Raw genomic sequence first — 22,771 nt, 5'->3', positions numbered from 1 at the left:
CCCCTGCCCTAACATAAAGCCCTAGTGTTATAGAAAATATGTTCGATCCCTTGTTTGTGGGTGGGATCACCCACGCGCTAAAGCCGCATCAAAAATTTCCGCCAACCGCATAGCTTTGTCGCGGGCAGCACACTTTTTCTTCATGCCGCCAAGCTCGTGAAGTGCGGCCCATTCGGTTGTTGGAATGTGGCCACGAACAGTGGCGCTGGCAAGCAGGTCTGATTGGAAATACACCACTTCAAGCACCTTATTCAGCCACCGCGGCACCGAACCTTCCGCTACTTGTGCTGCGGCGTGGCGCAGGCTTTCGGTCAGCATGGGCCACAGTAACGATAAGACTTGGGGCTGTTTTGCCATAAACTGTGCTGCTTTCGCTGGGTTGAACTGCTCAAAGGGCAGCACTGTTCGAACAGCATCGGCGACATATTCCGGGGAGTAGCGGGCCCACCCTATGAAATCCTTCAGCGCCTTACAGCCGTTGGTGCTGTACTTCTCGTCGCAGGTGAAAGCCATGAGAACGGGGAGAAGGAACTGCGGCACAGCCGTGACACCGGTTTCCCTTGTCATCTGGCCACGATCCTCATTCAACACAAGCTGCCCAGCCGATTCGTCCCACCGAAGGCACTTCTTGGGGCCCTCTTCGGTGAAGACTTCGCATTGTTGCTCGGTGACAATATCGTAAAACCAGCCGGTTTTTCGGTATGCGGAAACAGTCTGGTCGAGGTGGGGTAGATACATGTCAACTCTCATACATCGCGGCTTTGCCAACGGATTTTCCCAGCGAAGCGATAGCTGAGCACCATCAACAATGGGTGTGTGCGCGGTGGATCGGTCGGTGATCCACTGCTTGCGAAACTCCGCATCATTCAAGAGGGTGGCTTCCGCGTACTCAACTGTGGGCGCAGGTTGCGCACTCGCGACAGGACTGGAAGTAGCGGGCAACGCTGCTACGGCTTTCTTTGCCGTCGTGACCGCGTTATTCTTCCCCCGCCGGGCGGCCAACGTGCGCAGATGCTGCACCGCAGCGGCATCGTGAGGCGCACGTCCTTCCTTGATCGCATCCGCGACCGCGGGCGCTAGCTTTTCCATCACGGCTGCCACATCGGCGGTTCCGGCTATCAAACTGGATGCTTTTAGTGAGGCTCCGATGAGGTCGTCGAGTACCGGCCACACGACCGATAACAGGCCTAGGTGGGCGGCGTCGTCAAGCGCTAAGGCGAGTGCTTTCAGGTTGCTGATTTTTTCTTGCCAGTCGAGGAAAGAAATGTCGGCAACCCCTGGTGTGATCAGGCCACGCTGCCACGCTTTGAGCAGCGCTTGACTGCAATCGGCGCCGTTTTTGGTCAGGCGTTGCATCGCCAGGAGATTGATCACCGCTGCTGGCGGGAGGGGTTTGCCGTGGCGTGCAGCTTGGTTTATGCCCACGACGGTGTCGGCGTCGATGAAGGAGCCCCATTTCATGTCGGTGAAAGCGGCGTTGCCGAAGTGCGGGAACACCCAGTGATGGGGCAATGCGTAGGCGCCGCTGCTGAAAAATCGAATGGGCAGACCCTCAAGTGAGGCTGGGTTTTTATCGAACTTCAGCTGCACAAAGCCACGGTTGAAGTTCGCGGCAGGCTCCGTGAACGGATCGGTGAGGTAGTCCGCGGCAACCTGTGTAGCGGTGCGGTCGAAATGGGTACCGTTTTCAAGTTCGAGGGGGACGTTCAGCGCTGCCAGCTGTTGTACAGTATCGTCTGTGATGGTGTGGAGGTTCAGCCGAGCTAAGGCGAGCTGCAGATCGGATTCTAGGGCGGCAACCCCAGCCGCATCGTACTGAGCAAGGCGTGTGACCAGGTCATCAGCGGTGATCGACATGTCCACGTAGGAGGGTTCGGAGAGCAAACAGGGCACATGCCCCAGCTTGGGGATCAGTCGCCGCAGCCTCGCGCGGGCAACACCTGCGAACCTGGGTGTCTTGCTTGCGGAGTTTTCTGGGGCTTTAGCCCACTGCGCGAAAACGCCGTCGAGAAGCGTGGGTGTTGTTTTCAGGATGAGTCGCGTCGCATCCTGGTCGGTGCGCGCCAGTTCATTCGCGAGGGCGAGGAGGCGCTCAATGTGGATGTCTAAGACGTGGGAAAACTCGCCGTGACCCCGCTGCGCGAGGATCTGCGCCACCTCAGCTAGCTTTTCGACGCTGGCAACGCCGCGTGAAAATCGCGGTAACTCCCAGAGTTTCGGTGTGGCTTCCCACCGGCACGTGGGCTCGGTGGTGGGCGTTTCGGTCAACTGTGTGCCCCACTGTCTAAGCAGCGCCGTGGCGTGTTTTGCTGTGGTGGCATCTGGGGATGCGGAAAGCTCTTCAAGCCGCGGGCTGAGGGCTTCTTTGGTGCTAGAGTCTGGATTTTCCCGCGTAAGCAGTGCTTTCAGCACCGCAAGGAGGGCTTTCTTTGTTGTCACATACAGTGCGGCAAGGGCAATGTCAGTCAGGTCGGAATCCGCCACAATGGGGATCAGCGGCACGGCCAGGGCCTCGACGAGTGGTGGTTCCAAGGTGACAACAAGCGTGCCGATCCTTGCAAGGTGGGGGAGAAGAACCTTCGGATCAGGGGTGATTTCGGTGGCCAGAGCCACTGCGTGACCCTTGCGATTAGTGATGGACTCTGCGGATTCAATGCCATCCAGCGTGAGCTTCACCGCCATTTCTTCGCTCACCCAGCCTCGCGTGTACCCATCAACGATGGCGTCAGTTACAGGGTAGGTTCCGTGTTCGGCGCATTGTTCAAGGAAGGTGGAAAACGTTGGGCGGAAAACTGACAGTGGGATGCTCGTTCTGCTACCGGCGAAGGAGCTGCAAACCTTGGATAACCAGGTGTCGTAAAAATCGGCGGTGGTGGGGTGATCCAGGCCCATCCGCAAGACAAGTTCGAGGGCAGTATCCTTCAGAAGTGGGTTCACCTGTGAACGTGGTGCAAAGACATACTGGACGAATTCGGTGGCAAACTCCGCACCGCGCTGCTGAATCACCGCCACGTTAATCTCACGGTTATCGCGGTCAAGCAGGCGTGCCGCGCGTTTCGCATCCACCCCTAAGCGCACGGCGAAAAACCCCAGCATGTCCCAGTCAATGCCCGCTAACACAGACTTCTTTTTCCCCTTGGAATTAAAACCACTCCAGTCGCCCGTGCGCAGCCCCTTGAGCGCAATTTTCTGCTGCTCAGGGGTGCCCAGCGGAAGGGTGGGGGCTGACGATAACGGTGCTTCGTGCCAGCCCAGTTCCTTGAAGATGGTGATAGCTTGCTCAAGATCTGGATTGACTTTCATAGCGGTTTCAGGATTCCTTCCTTAATCAGTGTGTGGGCGCGGTGGCGGGGAATATGCGTGCGAGTTCTTCTGCCTTGGTTTTCGCGGCGCATTTCTTCTTCATGCTGCGAAGTTGCTGTAAACAAGCCCACTCCGTGGCGGGAATATGCCCACGATCAGTAGCAGCAATCAGAACGGGTGCGTGGATCTTCACCACATCGAGTACTTTGTTGAGCCAACGTGGATAAACCTCCTGCTCAATAAGCTGTGCGGCGTGTTTCAGACTTTCTGTCAAAGCTGGCCACAAGAATTGGACCATCTGAGGTTTCTTTTCCATGAGGTTGACGGTTGGCACTGGGCTGAAATCCGCAAAGGAAAGCACATCCCGCATGGATTCAGCAACCACGTCAGGGCTTAACCGCATGGCCGTAACGAACTCTTTCAAGTCGTATCGTGCTGACTGGTGGTGTTTCCCGTCGCAGGTATAGGCCAGAAGAATGGCGAGCAGGAAACTAGGTACGGGGCCAGCGACCCTCCCCTCGCGGTCAGGACCTAAAATAAGCTGGTTTTCGCGCCTATCCCACCGTAAGTATTTCTCTGAGCCATCCTCGATGAACACTTCACATTGTTGTTCATGGACAACGTCATAAAACCACCCATGGTCCTTATCTACACGCACAGTCTGCCCTAACGCAGGGATGCGAATGGTGGCGGTCATACGCTTAGGCTTTGTGCCTGCGTCGCGCCAGGCAAAAGAAATCTCAACATCATCACCGACAGGGGCGGCAGGGTTCGTTCCCGCATGCTTCCAGCGTTTTTCAAACTCAGCATCGGACAAAACCGGTACTTCCGCAGGTTCAGGCGCGGACACCTCCCCACCTTGAGTGCTGGGAAGCAGCGCCACAGCATTCTTCGCCGCGGCGATCGCCTTGTTTTTACCCTTACTCGCCACAAGTTGGCGCAGGTTGGGCACTAGGCCAGCATCTTCTGGGGCGCGGCCTTCCGCGATTGCAGCCGCAACAGCAGGGGCATGCGTTTCCATGACGAGCGCCACCTCGGCTGTTCCTGCCACCAAACTGGGGCCTTGCATGCATGCCCCGATGAGATCGTCAAGGATGGGCCACACGACCGATAGCATGCCTGAGTGAGCAGCGTCGTCAAGCGCGGTGGCAAACGCCTTGATAAACATGAGTTTGTCGCGCCAGTCGAGGAATGCAACATCGGCAACCCCTGGCCTGATCAGGCCGCGCTGCCACGCGTCGGCAAGCGCGGTGGCGAACTCGCCGCCAGCATTCTCGATGGGGCGCTGCAAACCAAAAAAGTTGATGACCGCCGCTGGTGGGAGTGGTTTTCCGTGGCGAGCCGCCTGCAAGATTGCTGGCCGCAGCTCAGGATCAATGAACTTCGACCACGCGAGGCTTCGGAAGCCAGAGTCGCCGAAGTGCGGGAACACACAGAAGTAGTGCGTGTAGTCAGAGTTATTGAGCCTTAGGCGCTTCGGCAGTCCCGCCAAAGATTCGGGGAGGGGGTGGGGTTTCATCACAACCTTGCCTGCCAAGCGTTTCCGGGTCGGTTCCTTCACCGGGTCGCTGAGATAATCTTTCGCGATTCGTGTGGCGCTGCGGGCAAAAAGTGTGCCGTTCTCCAGTGCAAGGGGCACATCCAACGCGTCAAGCTGGGCACTCGTATCGGGTGTGATGGTCTCCGGGTTGAGTCGCGCCAAGGCGAGCTGCAGGTCTGCCTCCAGCGCCGCAGCACCCGCATCTTCATATGCTTTCAGGCGTTCGACGAGGTCGTCAGCGGTGATCGACAAATCCACGAAGGAGGGCTCTGAGAGCAAACATGGGATTTTCCCGAGTTTCGGTATAAACTGCCGCAGCCGCGCGGGGAAAATCTCGTTCGTGGATAGCGGCAGATAGCAGCGTTTCATGGTGGGGTTTTCCGCCCACTTGGCGAACGCACCATAGGCGATACCTTTCGTCCCCTTCAACGCCCGCTGCGCAGCCTCGATGTCGGTGCGTGCCAATTCGTTGGCGAGTGCGAAGAAGCGTTCCATGTCAACGTCCGAAACATCATGATGGTTTTCGCGTTTTTCGGCGGTCAGTTTGTGGGCTACCTGGCTGAGCGTGTCGACGCTGGCAGCGCCGCGTTCAAATCGGGGCAGCTCCCAGAGTTTCGGTGTGTCCTCCCATCTACTGGTTGGGGCTGCGGTTGGTTGTGTGACGGTGGCACCCCACTCGGTGAGAATGTTTGAGGCAAGCTTCGCGGTGGTGGCGTCGCGTGACGTGCTCAATTCCTCAATGCGGGGTGCAAGGACTTCGCGGGTATCAGCGGTGATCTTCGGCCGCGCACGCAGGGCTTTCACAACAGCGAGGGTGGCTTTTTTGGTTTTCGCGTAGAGGGCGGGAAGTGCGATATCGGCAAGTTGTGTGTCTTCCACGAGGGGGATGAGTCGGAGGGCGAATTGTTCCACCATGGGGGCTTCGGCGGTAGCAACCACCCCGGTAATGAGGTCGAAGAAGGGGAGGATTTCTTCCGGTCTGGCGTTGAGGTCGTGGAAAAGTACCTCGGTTTCCTCTTTGCGGGTACCTGGCGAACTTGCCTTCCCGATGCTGGTGATGGTGGTTGTGATCGCGGTTTCGCGGTCAATCCAGCCCACCTTCAGTGTTTCTCGCGCTATCTTGCCAAAGGCAGGGAAAGTGCTGTCTTGTGCTTTGTGGAAAATCTCAGTAAATGTCGGCTGAAACAGTTCCAACGGCAACGCCCTATACCCATTTTCGAAGGAAGCAAGGAGGATAGATGCCCACTCGTTGTAGAAGTTCTCGTGTGCGGGATACTCAAGCCCCATGGTCAACACCACTTCGAGAGCGGGGCCTCTCATGCGCTCGTTGGCGAGGCTATTCTTTGAAAACACTTCAGCGATGAACTCTTCGGCGAAGTCTTGGCCACATGCTTGGATTACCGCAGCGGTAGTCCTGTCATCATACATGGTGAGGACCTGAACTGCGCGTTTGACGCTCACCCCTAGGCGGGTGGTGAAATACCCCAACATAATAGTGTTAACGTCAACAGCAGGAGTCCAGCCCCAACTATTTTCATCTATCTGCCCGCTTTTTCCCCAATCCCCGGTGCGTAACCCTTTCAGTGCAATCTTCTGCTGTTCCGGGGTGCCCAACGGTAGGGTGGGGGCTTCGCCGATCTCGGCCTTATCCCAGCCGAGTTCTTTAAAAATCGCGACGGCTTCCTGCAAGTGGGGGTTGAGTTTCATGGTTTTGTCCTTATTTAGTGTGATTTTGGGAGTAGGAGATTTTTAAGTACTGGCGGGCAGAACTCCGATGGCGCTTTTCGCCGCAGTGATCGCTTTGTTCTTAGCCGTGCGCGCCGCAAGTGCCCGCAAGTGGGGAACACTAGTTGCCTCTTGTGGTGCGCGACCAGCTGCAATGGCTGCGGCGATACTAGGGGCAAGAGCTTCCATCACGAGTGCCACCTCTGCGGTTCCTGCCACCAAACTGGGTTCCTGCAATGAGGCGCCGATGAGATCATCGAGGATCGGCCACACTACCGATAGCATGCCAGCGTGGGCGGCGTCGTCAAGCCCTAAAGCAAGAGCTTTGAGGTGTCCAAGCTTTTTAGCCCAATCCAGGAATGCAACGTCGGCAACACCTGGCCTGATCAGGCCGCGCTGCCACGCCTGTGCAAGTGCGGTGGCGAACTCGCCGCCAGCGTTTTTGATGGGGCGCTGTGTGCCGAAGAAGTTGATGACTGCCGCTGGTGGGAGTGGTTTTCCGTGGCGAGCCGCCTGCACAATACCTGGCAAATCCTCAGGGGAAACGAACGTCGACCATGCAAGATCAAGGAACGCGGCGTCGCCGAAGTGCGGAAACACACAAAAATAGTGGGTGGAATCCCACGCCTTCAACGAGTTTGTGGGATCCGGCCTGCCCAACCAAAAACGGCGCGGCAACCCCGCCAAAGAATTCGGGGTGGGGTGGGGCTGTAATTCAACCGTGCCCGACACACATTTCAACGACGGCTCCCTGAGCGGATCAGTCAGGTAATCCTTCGCAATCTGTGTCGCGCTGCGGCGGAACAACGAGCCACTTGCCAGCTCAAGGGGCACATCCAACACGTCAAGCTGAATGCTGGTATCGGGGGTGATGGTGTCGAGGTTGAGCCGCGCTAAGGCGAGCTGTAGGTCCGCCTCCAGCGCCGCAGCACCTGTATCTTCATATGCTTTCAGGCGTTCGACGAGGTCATCGGCGGTGATCGACAAATCCACGAAGGAAGGTTCAGAAAGCAAACACGGGATTTCACCCAACCGCGAAACAAGCTGATCACACCTCGCTGGGATAATCGTCCGCCGCTGCGAATTAGTCAAATACCTCACCGCACTGGGATTTTCCGCCCACTGCGCAAACACACCATCAATGATCCTGGTTGTTCCCTTCAACGCACGCCGAGCAGCATCAACGTCGGTGCGTGCCAGTTCGTTGGCGAGCGCGAAAAACCGCTCGACATCAACGTCTGCTAGGCGCTGATGTTCTTCGCGCTTCTGGGCAACAAGCTTCTGCGCAGCGTGACTGAGCGTGTCGACGCTGGCAGCGCCGCGTTCAAATCGGGGTAGCTCCCAGAGTTTCGGTGCGTCCTCCCACGTGCAGGTGGGGGAGCCTAGTGAGGGTTCGGTGGCCGCAACACCCCAATTACCGATGAGTGCGGTGGCCAGTTTTGCGGTTGCAGCGTCGCGGCTGTGGGCGAGTTCTTCTAGGCGTGGCAGGAGGAGTTCTTGAACCTCGGGATCAGGCTTGGGACGCGCTTTTAAGGCTTTGAGAACTGCGAGGGTGGCTTTCTTCGTTGTGGCATAAAGTGCTGGGAGTGCGACTTCCGTTAGTTGGGAATCGTTAACAATAGGGATTAGCCGCAAAGCAAATTGCTCGATCATCGACACGTTTCCGGTGGCGACTTGCCCGCAAAACACGTCGAAGTAGGAGAGAAGTTCTTCGTCGGTGACTTTCAATCCGTCGAAAAGGACTTGTGTTTGCTCTTTGGAAACTCCGCCCGTTATGTAACGCACCGCGGATTTCACAGCCGTGCCACGGTCGATCCACTCCACCTCAAACAGCTTGACAATGAGCGTGATCAGACCCGCGTAGCCTGTATCCAGAGCTTTGTGCAAATAGGTATCGAGCGTGGATTCAAAAAGATTCAGCGAAAAAGCATCGTCTAAGTTACGGATCGACTTGTCCAGACACCATGCCCAAAACCTGTAGAAATCCTCGGAAGCGGGCGGCTTAATTCCAATATTCAACACCACCCCCACAGCGGCCTCTTTCATAGCTTCGGCGCGGTCACGCTTACTGGAAAACACCTCGCTCACAAACTCTTCGGCAAACTCCTTACCCCGTGTTTGGATCACCGCCACCTTAATACTGTTGTGTGACATGGGGAGGATTTGGATAGCACGTTTGGCGTTCACCCCCATGCGAACGGCGAAGAACCCCAGCATGTCTTCATCAACATCAACGGCGGAAATCCAGCCCCAAGTATTGTCGTCTATTTGTCCAGTTTCGCCCCAATCCCCGGTGCGCAACCCCTTCAGTGCGATCTTCTGCTGCTCGGTGGTGCCCAACGGGAGGGTGGGGGCTTCGCTGAGCTCGGCTTTGTCCCAGCCGAGTTTTTTAAAAATGGCTATGGCTTCGTCTAGATGAGGGTTAAGTTTCATTGTTGTAGAGGTTTCTCTTTCACAGGCCAAGGGTTTTCAGTGCGTTCCTGGCGGCGGTGATTGCCTTATCTTTTTCCGGGCGTTTCGCGAGCGTACGGAGGTTTGGTAATTCAAAGGAGTTGTGGGGTGCTGTTTTGTCGGCAACAGTCTTTTTCACTGTGGGCGCGAGGCGTTCGATGAGGTTGACGATCTGTGTGGTTCCTGGCAGGAGTTGGTCTTGGTTGAGGGAGAATCCGATGAGGGCGTCAAGTAGCGGCCACACTACCGATAACATGCCGTCGTGGGCGGCGTCGTCAAGCACAACAGCAAGCTCTTTTAGGCGTTCAAAACTGTAGCTGTACGAAAGAGAGTCGGGGTCGGCGACTCCAGGGTGAAGAAGCCCGCGCTGCCATATTGTGTTCAGTAGGGCGCGGGTTTCGGCAGTACCACCCAAGCTTGGGCGCTGGCAGTCGAACACGAGCATGGCGCCGTGCGGCGTGAGTGGTTTCCCGTGGTGAGCCATCTGATGTAGGTCAACAGTAAGATCAGTGACTGGGTGCTCACATATTAAACGAAACTGCAATTGCCACAACTCTGGGTTTTGGCCTTCATCGGGTTCGCGGAAGTCTTTCGCAAGGTCTGCAATGTAAGACGTCCAGTAACTAAAATTTTCGCCCCAATTGGGGTCGGAAGAAATATCAACAGTCAGGTATTCCTTCACCACCTGCGCAACGGTGTATTCAGCGGGGATTCTTTCCACATGTCTGAGCGCAACATCTAATTGCTCAATTTGCGTGATAGCGGCTTCGGTGAAAGTGTCGGGGTTCAACCGTGTGAGGGCGAAGAGCAGGTCGTTTTCTAGTACGGGAGTTCCAGTGTCGCGGTATTTTTGCAGGCGTGCGATAAAGTCGCAGGCGGTGATCGAAAGGTCCACAAAGGACGGCTCCGATAGAAGGCACGGCAGTTCGCTGAGTGCCGCAAACAGTTCAGAAACTCGCCGCTCAATGAGCTCTGCCAAGTAGTTGGTGGTGATCCGCAGGTGAGGGTTCGAACCCAGCGCCCAGATCTGGCAGATGCGGTTAAAAATGGGAGTTTTACCAAGCACCGCTTTCGCGGCAGCAGGGTCGGTGCGGGCAAGATCGTTGGCTAACGTAAGGAAGCGTTCTAATTCGAGGTCGAAAGCGCTCAGGCGGTTGATGAGCTCGCGTTTTTCCAACGTTTGCACCGCGTGTGTGAGCTTTTCGACGCTGGCAGTGCCGCGCTCAAATCGGGGTAGCTCCCAGAGTTGCGGTGGGTTGATCCAAGCGTAGCTGCGCTGACACTGTTGGGCTTCGGGGACAGGTTGGTTCCAGTGTTTGAGCAGCTTGGTGGCCTTTTTGATTGTTGTGTGGTGGCCAGTGGAAAGAAGCTTTTCGATGTGGGGTATTAAGATGCTAATGATGTCCTGGTCAGGGGCGGGCAGCGTGATGAGTCGGTTGAGAACAGCGACGGTGGTTTTCGCTGTGCGGCAATTAAGTGCGGGCAGCACAATATCGACGAAATTCTGGCCAGTAACATGAGGCATCAGCGATAATGCGAAACGAGAAACCATGGCGGGATCACCGGTGGCAATCAGCTCTTCTACCTTATTGAGGTGGGGGAGGAGATCATCAACGCTCAAGCCAAGTTCTAAGAACAACAGCCGTGCCAACCTTCCCCTTTCCCACAGTGTGTGTGCCCCCGCAATACAAGACAGGGCATAGGAAACAGTGTTGTGGCGATCCATCCAGCCGTGGTGGTACGCGCCAACAATGGCGAGACACAGAGCCATCGAGGGATAACGAGCCGCTTCCTGCACACATGCGATAAACGTTGGCTGTAAAAGCTGTGCGGGGGCGGCATGTTCCTCCGCATCAAACCACGCATGCCACACGTGCTGTGGCTCCCATACTTTTAAAGCGCGGAAAGAACCGAGGACTATCTGAGCCCAAAAAGTAAAGAATGTCTTGTTTCGTGGAAAAACTAAATCCATGCGCAGCGCAACATGAACTGCAATTCGGTGAAAGTCGTAGAAACCACCCCAACCAGGGCTATCTGTGAGAGTGGCAGCGCAGACGAAATCTGCGGCGAAAGCTTCACCGCGCTGCGCAATAACCGCAATGGCTTCTTTGACCTCTTCTTCAGCGTCCCCAGGAAGAACCTCCAGCGCCCGACGGGCGTTAACACCCAGACGTGTGGCGAACAGCCCCAGCATCTTGGTATTCACGTCCACTGCCGAAATCCAGCGCCAACCCTCACCCTCTACCAATACATCTTCGCCCCAATCCCCGGTAGCTAATCCTGTGCGTGCGATCTTCTGCTGCTCCGGGGTGCCCAACGGCAGGGTGGGTGCATCGCTGAGTTCGGCTTTGTACCAGCCGAGTTCTTTAAATACGGCTACGGCTTCGTGCAGGTGGGGATTGAGGTTCATTGAAAAGAAGTTTGTTGCTTTTGTTGGCGGAGTGACTTGGTTAAGCAAGACTTTTGAGGAGGATGATTTCGTGTCTCAGCCCATTAAAGATGATGAGCGCTTGACGGCGACGGTTTTTCAAACAATATGCAAGAAATTTTTAGTTATTTCTCATGTACTTGGTTTGTGGGCCGCTACCTACTTTTTTCACGCTCCCCAACTCTATGAGCTCATTGAGCGCACGTATCGTGATGGCACGACTCACTGCTGCCACAGTTGCAATCTCAGAACGGGATCGAGGTGTTGCATTGTCGAGGGCAGCCAATACCTTGACATGGTGTTGGTTAAGGGAGTGCTCGTCCGAAAGGATGGGGAGTGTGATTGTGATCGAGGAATCGTAAATGTCAAAGGCGGGTTGGACAACACTTGCTTGATAAAGATGCTTTATCCTGGCGATTCCTGTTCCAAATTTCTCAATATATCCAAGTCGAAAAAAGACCATCCCCAGAATTGGATTTCGTAAGAGAGAAAAATGACCATTGGCATAATCGTGAGGGGAAATTCCGGGAGGCAACCTACCAGGAGACGTCACAACTATTTTGTCAGGGTGCATGCTCACCTTGATCGGCGCCCTCACATCCCACGCGCGGTGGACGAGAGCGTTTGTTATTGATTCGCGAAAAGCTTCCTTGGGAATTGTTTCTACAGTTTCCCTAGTAGCACCTTCAATTTTTTCGTAAACGTAGTTTTGGGTGAATATGCTGAGCGCTTCATGGAATTGTTTCAAAACAGAAACTCCAGTGAGATCGTACCGTCCGTGAATTTCGTTAATGGTTGATCCGAATCGTGCCATGTCGATACCAAGAAAATCGTTGGTATCGGCAAGCAATTCAGCTGCTTTGTTATATACACCGTCAGGTGACAGTAATTGCAGCGTTTTCAAAATGTCGGGGGAGAGTTCTTTGATTGAATGCTTTTCCACAAATTCCTCTTCCAAGACTGAGAATTTGAGCTCCTGGTCTGAAGCAGGCAAAAGCTCATAATCTATGACTGTTTCGGAAGCTTTTCCTCGTTGATACATGATGCGGTTCAATCCTCGTTATTATTTCGATCTCTCTGCAACGAAAAGCCTTATCGTTCCAATCGTTTTGCAACGATAGCGCCTATCGTTTCAATCGTTGCGTAACGATAATGATGATGGCTTGCATGGATTTCGTCGCGTTGTGGGCAAAAACTTGCAGGTCACAGAAGTTCTGGCGGGGTGAGGGCGAGAATTTTCTGTGCGGCCTTAGTGGTCTTATTGGATTTCGGTAGGTTCGCATAGTGGTGCACGCCGGGAAGCTTCAGCTGATCCGCGTCAGCGTCACCACTTTCAACAGCATGAATAACAGAAGGTGCGAGTGCAAGAATCGCCTCCGCAATATCTGATGTGCCCGCAGGCGGTTTCGGTGCCTGAATTGTCCACTTGAGCAACGGGTCAAGAACCGGCCACACCAGTGATAACAAACCCTCATGGGCTAACTGCTCAAGAGTCTTTCCAAGGCCTACAAGCTTCGTCGGAGTAACCGCCCATTCCACCAAGGTCGCATCCGCAATCCCGGGGATGAGCAGGCCACGGTCCCAGGCGTCGAAAAGCGCGGCCGCTGTTTTCTCATGCACAGGCAGCGGGCCGGGTTGCTGAAGTGCAAGGAGATTCATTACAAACCCCGCCCCAAGTGGTTGTCTAGACCTAGCAAGCTGAGTCACATCGCACGCAACCTCTTCAGCCGCATATTTGCTTTTCCCAATGCAGGAGCGGGTGATGTGGGGTGTAGGTGCGACAGTCCAGCGGGGAAACACCCCAACAGGAATGCCATTTTCTGAAGTGTATGTGCGGATAAGCCGATTCGGCAGATGTGCAATCGATTCCGGGTACACCGGTTGATCGGGTGCGAAAGTTTCGCAATCGACCGCCCAATGCCGAAAATTAGTCTCAACAAGCGGTGGCTCGGGGAGGGGGTCGCGGATATAGGCAGCAATGATTTCCCCAGCCGTCTCGTCTAAAACATGGGTGCGTAGCACACGAACGGGAACATTACAGTCCAACGCGGCTTCGGGGTCAGCGGTATCAAGGTTGAGGCGAAACAGCGCCAACTGAAAATCCGGTTCCATCACCTCAACGCCAGCCGCCTGATAGTGGGAAAGACGGTGCATGAGGTCTGCAAAATCGATCGAAAGATCCTCATAGGTGGGTTCGGATAAAAGCACAGGAATACTGCCTAACCGATCCGCAATCGCCACGGCGCGCGCCTGCAGCAGCCCGAGCCGCCGCCCCTTACCCTGTAGTATTTCTTCCCCGCGTGCCCAACGCTGAAACTCAACGCACTTGCTTGTCGACGACGCCCGCCGCGCCACCGCCACATCTTCGTTGGCGAGTGCCACCAGCAACGCATCACGTTTTTCGGAATGAATATCGACCCGCAACGGGGTGAGTTGGCGCTCCGCATCGACGAAAGCATCCAACGTAGCAGGGCCTTTATCAAACTTCGGGCAGTCCCACAGCGGCGGGGCTGGGTGCCACGGGAGAACCTCAGCGACATCCTGTGAAACTTGGGGGTCGAGATTCCAGAGCTTGAGGAGCTTCACAGCAAGCTTGGCCACCGCGGTATTCCGGGATTGGGCAAGCTCTCGGATTCGAGGCTCAAGCGTAGCGATCGTGTCCGCTGTAGGTACCGGTTTATCCAACAGGGCTTTAAGAGCTTCGCGCTGGCCGGTGGCGGTGGTCAGGTACAGGGGGCCGGTGGCGGCGTCGACAAGCTTAGGCTCAGGGGCAAGCGCTATGATTTTTGGGCCGAAAGCGGCGCAATAAACAGGGGCGCTGGTAGCCAAAGCCGCGCTGAACACGTCGAGGTGGGCAAGCATTTCCGCGTCCGTGACGGCGAGATCAGTGACAAGATACTCCACCATACGACGCCGCTGCGCTGGTCGCTGTGGGGATTCTATCTGTTGCATAAACACTGTGATCACCTCTTCGCGGGGAAGAAGTCCCATAATAGCCCCAGCAGCCAAGACTTTACCGAAGCTGCCAAGAACGGAAAGGTTCGCGGCAATGCCCTTATCCACATGCTCACGGAAAGTAGGCGCAAACGTATGAAAACTAATGTCCTCATCCATGTGCCACGGCTTGGACATCCAAGCGGTTTCAGTAGGATCCACGTGTTCAGGAAGAAGCGAAACAATAAACGTGGACCAATCCTGAATATAGCCCGCGACTGACGGTACCGGCACAGAAAAACCGCCGTTACCAGCAACGAGCCGAATGCACGTGGAGTAGTGGTCGAAATTGACATAGAAGTCGTCCGGTCGGGGCACGCGGGTGCCATAGACCGCCTTAATGAACTGTGTGGCGAATTTTTCACCCCGCCCAGTAATAAGAGGGAATCGTATCGGGGTGGGATAACTACGCACATACCGATTCAGCAACGATAACGCCCGCGGCGCTGGCACACCCATGCGGATCGCAAACAACGCCAATTTCTGCAAGTTCACCCCGGCGTGGTTACGCTGGCGACGCAGCTTCTCATCAAAGGTTTCCCACGTACCCGATTTCAAACCAGCAACCGCAATCGCACGCTGCTCACTCGTGCCAGTGGGCAGCGCCATCAAGTTCTGCCTCGTGACGTCGTTCCAGCCCAACTCGCGGAAAACCGCGACGGCGGCCTGCAATTCTTGCGTAGTAGACATGGTGGTGTTGTCCTTTGGTTGGCTAGTCCATTTGTTAAAGCTTTGACCTAATATTTTCGAGCTAATCCTAGCAACGCCATGCAACATAGTTATACAAAAATCTCAGAACATTTGTTCTAAAAATTAGTACGAGCTTATGTGATCGGCAATCTTTTTTCGTCGATGTAAAGCAGATCGTAGGAGCACAAGGAAATCCATTACCTAAACAGACATGCTGGTTTTTCCTGCTGTATCCCGTGGTTGATGACGGCAGGCGTGCTGCGTTTTTATAAATTATTAGCTAATTGTTAGCCCTATCTTCGCAGTGAAGATGTTAAAGCGGCGGAAGTTTGCCAAGATGGAACCATGACCAATACGACAATCCTCATTATTGTTCTTGCCATCGTTGTGCTCATCGCCATTTTGGTGCTGGTGGGTCTCAACCGGAAAAAGGCTAAGACCATTAGCTTTGATAAGACAGAAGCGGATCAAGCGCAACCAAAAGAGCTGACGCAACAAGAGAAATCAGGTAATTACCAAGCTCAGGGTGGTTTTAATTTCGCTACTGCTAAAAAAGACGAGAAGCAAGCGCAAGTGTTGCCTGGTCAAGAGTTAGCGGGGGAACAGGCACCGGTTGTTCCGCAACTTGAACATGAGGCGCTATTGGTGGAAGAGGAGTTAGCGCAGGTGCCGGAGGTTGACGTAACCGCGCAACCGGAACCCGTTGCGACGGAGGGCGTCGACAAGCAAGCCGAAGAGAACATTTCTGAGGATTCTGCCAAGGAAGCAAGTTCGACTGAAAAGCTGGAAGAGCCAGCGGATTCGGAAGAGCCGGGTGAGGAAAACTTCGCGGCGCTCGATGAATTCCACGAAATTGAGGAAACTGAAGAATCAGACGAACCGACGGGTGAGACGACGTCTGAGGACGACGCTGTTTCCCCAAGCGCGGAGGATACGGAGGCTGAGGCTGCTGCGGCCGCAGCTACTCAAGCGATCGATGCTGCTGAGGAAGCCTTAGCGCAGGCTCCTAAAGCTGAAGCACCAGCCGTCGAAACCCCAGCTGTGGAAGCGAAACCAGCGGAAGACATCGACCCGGCTGCGGGCCGGATTGGCCGGTTGCGTGGTCGGTTGGCTCGTTCGCAAAATGTGTTTGGCAAATCCGTATTGGGGATGTTGTCGGCGGGTGACTTGGACGAAGATGCGTGGGAGGATATCGAAGCGCAATTGATCCAAGCTGACCTGGGCGTCAAGATCACGATGAATGTGGTCGAGGAATTGCGCGACATGATCGCCACCCGTGGTGTCTCAAGCGAGGCGGAAGCGCGCGCCATGCTGCGGGAATGCCTGATTACGGCGTGTAAACCAGAGATGGATCGTTCGATTAAGGCGATTCCGTATGAAGGCAAGCCCGCCGTGGTGCTTATGGTTGGGGTTAACGGAACCGGTAAAACTACTACTACCGGTAAACTTGCTCGGGTTTTGGTGTCGATGGGGCATAAGGTGCTGTTAGGTGCGGCTGATACGTTCCGTGCGGCGGCAGCGGATCAGTTGGAGGCGTGGGGGCGTCGCGTGGGCGCAACCACCGTTCGTGGTGCAGAAGGTGCTGACCCAGCATCCGTGGCTTTCGATGCGGTATCGAAGGGCATTGAGACCAGCGCCGATGTCGTGGTGATTGACACGGCTGGCCGGCTGCATAATTCGGCGAACTTGATGGATCAGCTTGGCAAGGTAAAGCGTGTGGTGGAAAAGCGGGCTGAGGTGGACGAAGTGCTGCTTGTTATCGACGCGACTACCGGTCAGAATGGTTTGAACCAAGCCCGGGTTTTCGGCGAGGTTGTGCAAATTACCGGTGTGGTGCTCACGAAGCTGGATGGCACGGCTAAAGGCGGGATCGTTTTCCAAGTCCAGGAAGACTTGGGTGTGCCGGTGAAACTTGTCGGTCTGGGCGAGGGCGCTGACGATATGGCACCGTTTGAGGTCGAAGGGTTCGTCGACGCGCTCTTGGGTTAAAAGAAAAGCTCATCGCCTCGGGGTGGGGTGTCGATGGTTGCTTGTCGACGAACCAGTGGGAGTTTACGGTCCAAAGTTTGTGAAAGGATAAATCTGTGGAAGAACAAGAATCCCAGCCAATCGAAATTGTGCAACTGCCGGACGATGATGTATCCAGGCTTCACCTCATGGCAACGCATGGAATTTTCGATCCGGACGATTTTGAAGAACTGCTGGGTGCGTTTGACGAGATAGCTGTAGCGCAGGAAAGCAAGGGGAAAAGCTACCTCACCCTCGACTTCCTATCGCAGATGCTTTATACCTCTGGGCATGCTGCTGATAAGCACGGATTCGAGGATGGCTTCGACTGGTCGGAGGAGGGTGAGGACGATCTAGATGCCCTAGATCTGCATCGGTATCATGCCGTCCAAAAAGCTTTTGCTGATCCGGCGCTGAAAGTAGAGTGGGACGGGCTCCAGGATGCTCTACACGCTACGGACGAAAACGTCACAACGTTGGGTGAGATTTACGACAACCTCGATTCGCTGGTTGATCCCGAGCACTTCGTGTTGTGCATTTCCTCCGATGATCCGCGTGACTTCTTAGCGTGTCTGCCAAACGGTTACTTCGCTGATGATTTAAACCCGTTTGAAGTCGCGGCGATCATCGAACGGATGACCACCAGTTACGGGTTGTCGTTACTGGGAATGGGGGCGTCCACGCTTGCTTTTCGACGCCCACCCGGCGCCGAGCTCGATGTAGCCGGAATTGTTTCGGATATGCAGCATGTGTACGGCAATAACACCGGCGCTGATTGGCACAAGGTGGCCGCTGGGATTGCGGCAACCGGCTTGGTCCTGTTCAGCTACTCGGGTTTCTGGGAATAACCGTTACCCGGTTAACCGCAGATTAAAGCAATTCGCTCAAGTATTCCGGAAGCGGTAATACGAGTTTGGTTTCGCCGTCCTCCACGATCGGCCCACCAATGGTTTCGAGGATTTCGTGGCCAACGCGTTGGAGATAAATGTAGGGGGAGACGGGGTGACTGTTTTTCTCATAGAGGGAAACAGTCAGCCCTAGTATCGTTTGCAGTGAGTTGAACAGATCCGTGCTGCTGGTAACCGGTGCAACCAGAATAATATCCCGGGTTGGTACGGAAACAATGTAGCCTGTTTCAGGATTGAGGGTAGGCACCCAGGATTGGAGAATTTCGGGGAAAATCACCACTGAGCTTAAGAAATAACCGGCGTCTTCGATGTAGGTAAAACCGGTGGGGTGCTCCTCACCTGGCATGTGCTCAACTACGGGTTGCTGCCCTAGTAGTTCGGTGCGGGTATTTTCTAAGGCGATGGGGTAGAGCTCTTCGCTGGTTCCTAGATTGGCGAGTGTTTGATCGGAGATGGATGCAATGGAGACCGGTTGGTCGTCGACAAGCGCAGTCATCAAACCGGTGGCGAGCGGCGAGGTTGTTTGATCAAAAGACACGTCGGAGCTAAGCGACAGAAGTTCCTGCAGCATCTCTGCTGGCGATACCCGGATTTTCAGCCGTTGTTTGGTTGCCTCCGGGGAGGTATCCACCGGGTCGGCTGGTTGGAACATTTTGAAGTATTCCCCAATAACGTATAGTTCGCTGGCTCTGTCGCCTTCGGCGAGTGCGTAGTCGCGTGATACGTTTTGAAGCCCCATGTTCGACGGTTTACCGTCACTACTAAGCAACATCGCTTCATCATTGGGGTCTAAAAATGTGATTGAAGCCCCAATCGCGCTGGCAGCGTCAATCAAGTCAGCGCGAAAGCGGGCTTCGGTTTCTTCCGTAAGGTGCGGGTAGGTTCGGTCCATACCGACAGGCTACCCGGCTTCGGTTACTCCCGCAGGACATTTGTCAATATGAGTGCGGGAGTATTGGTTCAAGGTTTGACAACGCCGTCTTCGGTCATAACCATTGCTATGTCGTCTTCGGACATCGGTTCGGCGAGGATACGTTCCCCAGCTGTGTCGGGATAGACCTTGATTCCTTCAACAACGCGTCGCACGATTGCGGCGACGGATTCGCTGGTTTCTTTGTTCGGTGCGGTTGCAGATACAGCTAAAGTCCAGGATGTGCCAGAAACCGGGATATATGCCTGGTGAGTAAATACAGTGCGGCGGTTGGTTATCGGCCCAGCCTGGTGGCTTGTCGAGGCAACTACGTAAGGCACATCGTTACCGGTGCGTTCTACCTGGGGGTCTTTGCTGGTTAGTTCTTTTTCAATTGCTAAAACGCTGGCTGGGGACGGCGCGGTATCAACCCATCGGAGCAAAAGAGTGACGGCGCTTACTTGTTCATCCACGATGCCTGGTTGAACTAGTGCAAGCAGTACACCGGTCTTTTGGGATTGAGCGACAACTTCTTCAAGTTTCGCCATAACAAGTTTTCGGTCACTTGCCGATAGCCGCACGCCAGGAATGTAGTCTCGAACTAGCCGTTCAGCGCAGACTTTCCAGCGGGCGGGGTGAGTTTCGATTATCCGCCACGTGCTGGGCAATGAGGCTGACCACATGAACTGCGGGCGGGGTGCATCGGGGTGGTATTCGATTAACAAATTTTTTTCTTCGCTCAACTTGAGGTAACTCCACATACACGTGGCTGCCTAGGTAAAAACCGCAGGCAACGTATTGATACAAGTGCATTCCATATCGTAAACCTAAGGCCGATGGATTTCTAGAAAACCCGGAAAATAGCCGCATCTGTGATGTCATCGTGATTGAATCAGTTGCAAAACCACCGAGATCACCATTGATGCCACTATGCCAATAGCACCGAGTGCGGTTGAACCCAGCAGGATTCTTACACTGCGTGGTTTAATCGAGGGTTCGGTGTTGCCAAACTGAATTGATTTCACAATCAATTCAGTGCGCAGTTTATTTGCCTGAATTACCGATCGATGGTCTTTTCGTGGTGGCCGGTTATCGTGGTTAACCGGTTCCTCAGTGGGACTTGTCATGGTTGTTCCTTAAAGCTTTATTGGCTACAGGCGCAAAATGTCGTCGATAAGCGGAATGTAGATATCCGGCTCAGGCTCCGGTGGCGGCGGTGGGGGAGGCGGCGGTGGTGGCGGAGGCTCCGATGTCACGGTTGTTGTGACGGTAACCTGAGGTTGACTAGTCGGCGGCGCTGGCGGTTCTGAACTTTCTGATGGCGGGGGCGGGAAATAGCTTTCTGGTAATTCCGGAAGCTGGCCTAGTGGAGGTATGTGTTGCTGTAGTTTTTCCTGTTTGGCAAAACCAGGTTCGCCGCAGGAGACCAAGGTGATAACGGCTGCTGTAGATAGTGTTGCTACCGACAGCGCCATGCGTAGAGAACTCATCGGGAATACTCCTTGGCGATAGCGTGAATGCGTTTGACCACCTCAGGGTTAGGGGCGATCATCGTGATGCCAGCATCCCAACCTTCGGGGGTGCTGGGGTTACCTGCTGAACATAAAATCCGCGCGGTAGTTAAGGCAGCATCGTCGATGTCGTCGGGATCGGGAATTTTTCCCGGCTCGGTTGATTCGGCGAATTGCTCCCACCGAGACGGCATGATCTGCATGGGACCAACTGCGATGTCGTTAACCGGATCGCCATCAGTACTCCCACCGTCAGTGTCGGGAACGATGGGTTTGCCAGGACCCATGTTGTCGAGCCCGCGTTGCGGTATGGATACTTTTCCCGACTCGCTTATCGACGCCCCCAATGCCCGGCCGTGATCAGAATACACCTGCCCGATTGCGGCAAGCGTCGGCCAACCAATGACGCATTTAGAGTCCTCTTTTACTAACCAAGCGGCGTAAGCATAGCCCCGAAGTGAACGTTCGGGAATGTTATAGGGTTGTGCCCGGTCATCGGACCATTCCGCGACTTGATCCACTCGTTGCTCAGGAGTGGGCACGACAGGTTCTAAGCGCTCGACGCAGCCGGTTAATAGAATCGAACTGGCGAGAGCAATGAGAATAGATCTCGTGGCGCTCATTGTTGTGGTGGTTGCCTATCCCAAGCGTTGAAGTCTTCTGCGATGATCGCGGCTAATTCCAGGTACGCCTCCCGGGTTGATTTGCCAATCCGGTTGAGGTCGATTGTTGCACCTTCGGCTAAGTGTGGATCGTACGGTATGACTTGTACGGCCCGGGTACGGGAACGGAAGTGTTTAACCAAGTGATCCATGTCGATGCTTGACCGTTGCAGCGGTGCTGCAGAAACCACCACGACGGAATTCGCGGCCAATTGCTCATAGCCATGAAGCTTAAGCCAATCGAGCGTTGCGGACGCAGATTGCGCGCCATCTAATGCTGGGGAGGTAACCAAGATCAACGCATTTGCTAGATCCAACACACCGTTCATCGTCGAATGCATCAAGCCGGTACCGCAATCGGTGAGCACGATGTTGTAGTGGTGCCTGAGAATATCAATCACTTTTCGGTATTCTGCTTCGCTGAAAGCCTCTGATACTGCGGGGTCGCGCTCGGAACCGACTACCTCTAACCGGGATTTCGCCTGGGTGGTGTAGGAACGAATCTCCGGGTACCGAGTGGTGTCTTCTAAAGCCAAGAGGTCGCGGATGGTGGCAGTGTTATTGGCAACCACTCGTTGGGCTAACGTTCCTAAATCGGGATTGGCATCGATGGCGATCACCCGGTCCCCCCGAGTTTCCGCCAATATTCCACCCAAGGTAGCTGTGGTGGTGGTTTTACCAACTCCACCTTTAAGGGACATCACAGCGATACGGTAGTCGCCGCGCAGCGGCGTGTTGATTCGCTCCAAAAGCTCGTCGTGCTTGCGTTGCTTCGCGGAGTCGCCTGGGTTAAATCGTCCCGCAGTGATCTTGTGGAGGAATTTACGCCATCCGCCTTTTGGTGGTGTTTTTACCGGATTCACTAGATTCGACTGGTCCAGTGCAGGGGGCGGCACCAACTCGAATTGTTCTAATGGCATCTTGGTGGCAGTCAGCGGCGGATGAGTAGCAGCCGCTGGTTGTTTAACCGGGGTGCCGTTTGATGCGGTAGCTGGTGAAGTTGCGGTGTTAGCAGGTTCAGCTGGTAGCGACGCGGCTGGCGGAGGTGTGGCTGGTTGCTGAACCTGCATAGGCGTTGGCTCGGGTTGTAAAGCCGCAGATTCTAGGGGTGTTTTTTGCGGTGTAGCTACCGGTGGTGCTGGTTGTGGCGGACTGTGCTGTGGTTCCGGTTGCGGTGATTGCCGATGGCGTGGCACGGCGGGTTGTTGTGGGGTTGGCACGGTCGGAGTTACAGCTGAAGACGCAGTCGTCTCAGGTGCTGGCACTGATGGTTGTTGCGGTTGCAATTCAGCTTGGTGTTGTGGCTGATATGGCTGTTGCTGTGCAGGCGCCGCGTTGCGGTATGGGGTAGCCGGAGTAGGGGATTCTGGTGCAAGAGAAGCCGGTGCCGGTGGGGTAGGTGCTGCTGGGGTTGCTACCTGGGGTGTCGCTGTATGTGGGGTTGTTGAGTGGGGTGTGGAAGTGGGGGGATTAGGTTGCGCAGCGTGTTGTGGTTCAGGTGCCTCGTCGGCATCGATCCGTAGCCACGCTGGGTGGCCGCCATTGTTACCTGGGGGTTGATTCATCACTAAATCTCTACTTTTTCTTCCATTGTCACTCACGAATGATTCTTATCCTATAATCATTTTGCATAATTTGAAGC

At 54.9% G+C, this 22,771-nt stretch carries 14 protein-coding genes; 2 read left to right on the top strand and 12 right to left on the bottom strand.

Annotated elements, in window-relative coordinates:
• Positions 1 to 66: 66 nt before the first annotated feature.
• From CMUST_RS09645 to CMUST_RS09620, 6 genes are all read right to left on the bottom strand, one after another.
• The gene (locus CMUST_RS09645) at positions 67 to 3,303 is read right to left on the bottom strand and encodes a DUF7824 domain-containing protein (RefSeq protein WP_047262336.1); all 3,237 of its coding nucleotides are present in this window, start codon (positions 3,301 to 3,303) and stop codon (positions 67 to 69) included.
• A gap of 25 nt (positions 3,304 to 3,328) precedes the next feature.
• Positions 3,329 to 6,550, bottom strand: a complete 3,222-nt coding sequence (locus tag CMUST_RS09640; RefSeq protein WP_047262335.1) for a DUF7824 domain-containing protein — start codon at positions 6,548 to 6,550, stop codon at positions 3,329 to 3,331.
• Between the two features lie 42 nt (positions 6,551 to 6,592).
• A complete protein-coding gene (locus CMUST_RS09635; RefSeq protein WP_047262334.1) occupies positions 6,593 to 9,001 on the bottom strand; it encodes a DUF7824 domain-containing protein in 2,409 nt (802 codons plus the stop codon).
• 19 nt (positions 9,002 to 9,020) lie between these two features.
• Entirely contained in the window at positions 9,021 to 11,429 is a 2,409-nt protein-coding gene (locus tag CMUST_RS09630) for a hypothetical protein (RefSeq protein ID WP_047262333.1), read from the bottom strand.
• Between the two features lie 139 nt (positions 11,430 to 11,568).
• Positions 11,569 to 12,489 carry an ATP-binding protein gene (locus CMUST_RS09625; protein ID WP_052844631.1) on the bottom strand — a complete coding sequence of 307 codons (921 nt, stop codon included), beginning with the start codon at positions 12,487 to 12,489 and terminating at the stop codon, positions 11,569 to 11,571.
• 161 nt (positions 12,490 to 12,650) lie between these two features.
• Positions 12,651 to 15,131 (bottom strand): DUF7824 domain-containing protein, encoded by a 2,481-nt coding sequence (locus tag CMUST_RS09620; protein ID WP_047262331.1) that lies wholly within the window; start codon positions 15,129 to 15,131, stop codon positions 12,651 to 12,653.
• Between the two features lie 345 nt (positions 15,132 to 15,476).
• On the opposite strand from CMUST_RS09620, the gene ftsY reads away from it, so the two are divergent.
• The gene (ftsY, locus tag CMUST_RS09615) at positions 15,477 to 17,120 is read left to right on the top strand and encodes a signal recognition particle-docking protein FtsY (protein WP_083987511.1); all 1,644 of its coding nucleotides are present in this window, start codon (positions 15,477 to 15,479) and stop codon (positions 17,118 to 17,120) included.
• A 95-nt stretch (positions 17,121 to 17,215) separates the two neighbouring features.
• On the top strand, positions 17,216 to 17,986 hold the full coding sequence (locus CMUST_RS09610; protein WP_047262330.1) for a hypothetical protein: 771 nt from the start codon (positions 17,216 to 17,218) through the stop codon (positions 17,984 to 17,986).
• Between the two features lie 22 nt (positions 17,987 to 18,008).
• Here CMUST_RS09610 and CMUST_RS09605 read toward each other — a convergent pair whose 3' ends face one another.
• From CMUST_RS09605 to CMUST_RS16560, 6 genes are all read right to left on the bottom strand, one after another.
• Entirely contained in the window at positions 18,009 to 18,938 is a 930-nt protein-coding gene (locus tag CMUST_RS09605) for a hypothetical protein (protein ID WP_047262329.1), read from the bottom strand.
• A gap of 68 nt (positions 18,939 to 19,006) precedes the next feature.
• The gene (locus CMUST_RS09600; RefSeq protein WP_047262328.1) at positions 19,007 to 19,717 is read right to left on the bottom strand and encodes a hypothetical protein; all 711 of its coding nucleotides are present in this window, start codon (positions 19,715 to 19,717) and stop codon (positions 19,007 to 19,009) included.
• Positions 19,718 to 19,834: 117 nt separating this feature from the next.
• Positions 19,835 to 20,083 carry a hypothetical protein gene (locus tag CMUST_RS09595; protein ID WP_047262327.1) on the bottom strand — a complete coding sequence of 83 codons (249 nt, stop codon included), beginning with the start codon at positions 20,081 to 20,083 and terminating at the stop codon, positions 19,835 to 19,837.
• Positions 20,084 to 20,107: 24 nt separating this feature from the next.
• Positions 20,108 to 20,446, bottom strand: coding sequence for a hypothetical protein (locus CMUST_RS16000; RefSeq protein WP_052844628.1), 339 nt, complete (start codon positions 20,444 to 20,446; stop codon positions 20,108 to 20,110).
• The gene (locus CMUST_RS09585; RefSeq protein ID WP_047262326.1) at positions 20,443 to 21,090 is read right to left on the bottom strand and encodes a lysozyme family protein; all 648 of its coding nucleotides are present in this window, start codon (positions 21,088 to 21,090) and stop codon (positions 20,443 to 20,445) included. The genes CMUST_RS16000 and CMUST_RS09585 overlap by 4 nt, the downstream gene beginning before the upstream one ends.
• Positions 21,087 to 22,694: a MinD/ParA family ATP-binding protein gene (locus CMUST_RS16560; RefSeq protein ID WP_144414167.1), complete on the bottom strand. Its 1,608-nt coding sequence runs from the start codon at positions 22,692 to 22,694 to the stop codon at positions 21,087 to 21,089. The genes CMUST_RS09585 and CMUST_RS16560 overlap by 4 nt, the downstream gene beginning before the upstream one ends.
• Positions 22,695 to 22,771 lie beyond the last annotated feature (77 nt).

It is taken from the genome of Corynebacterium mustelae, assembly GCF_001020985.1.
Classification (GTDB): Bacteria; Actinomycetota; Actinomycetes; order Mycobacteriales; family Mycobacteriaceae; genus Corynebacterium; species Corynebacterium mustelae.
This window is presented reverse-complemented; position numbering and strand designations above follow the sequence as displayed.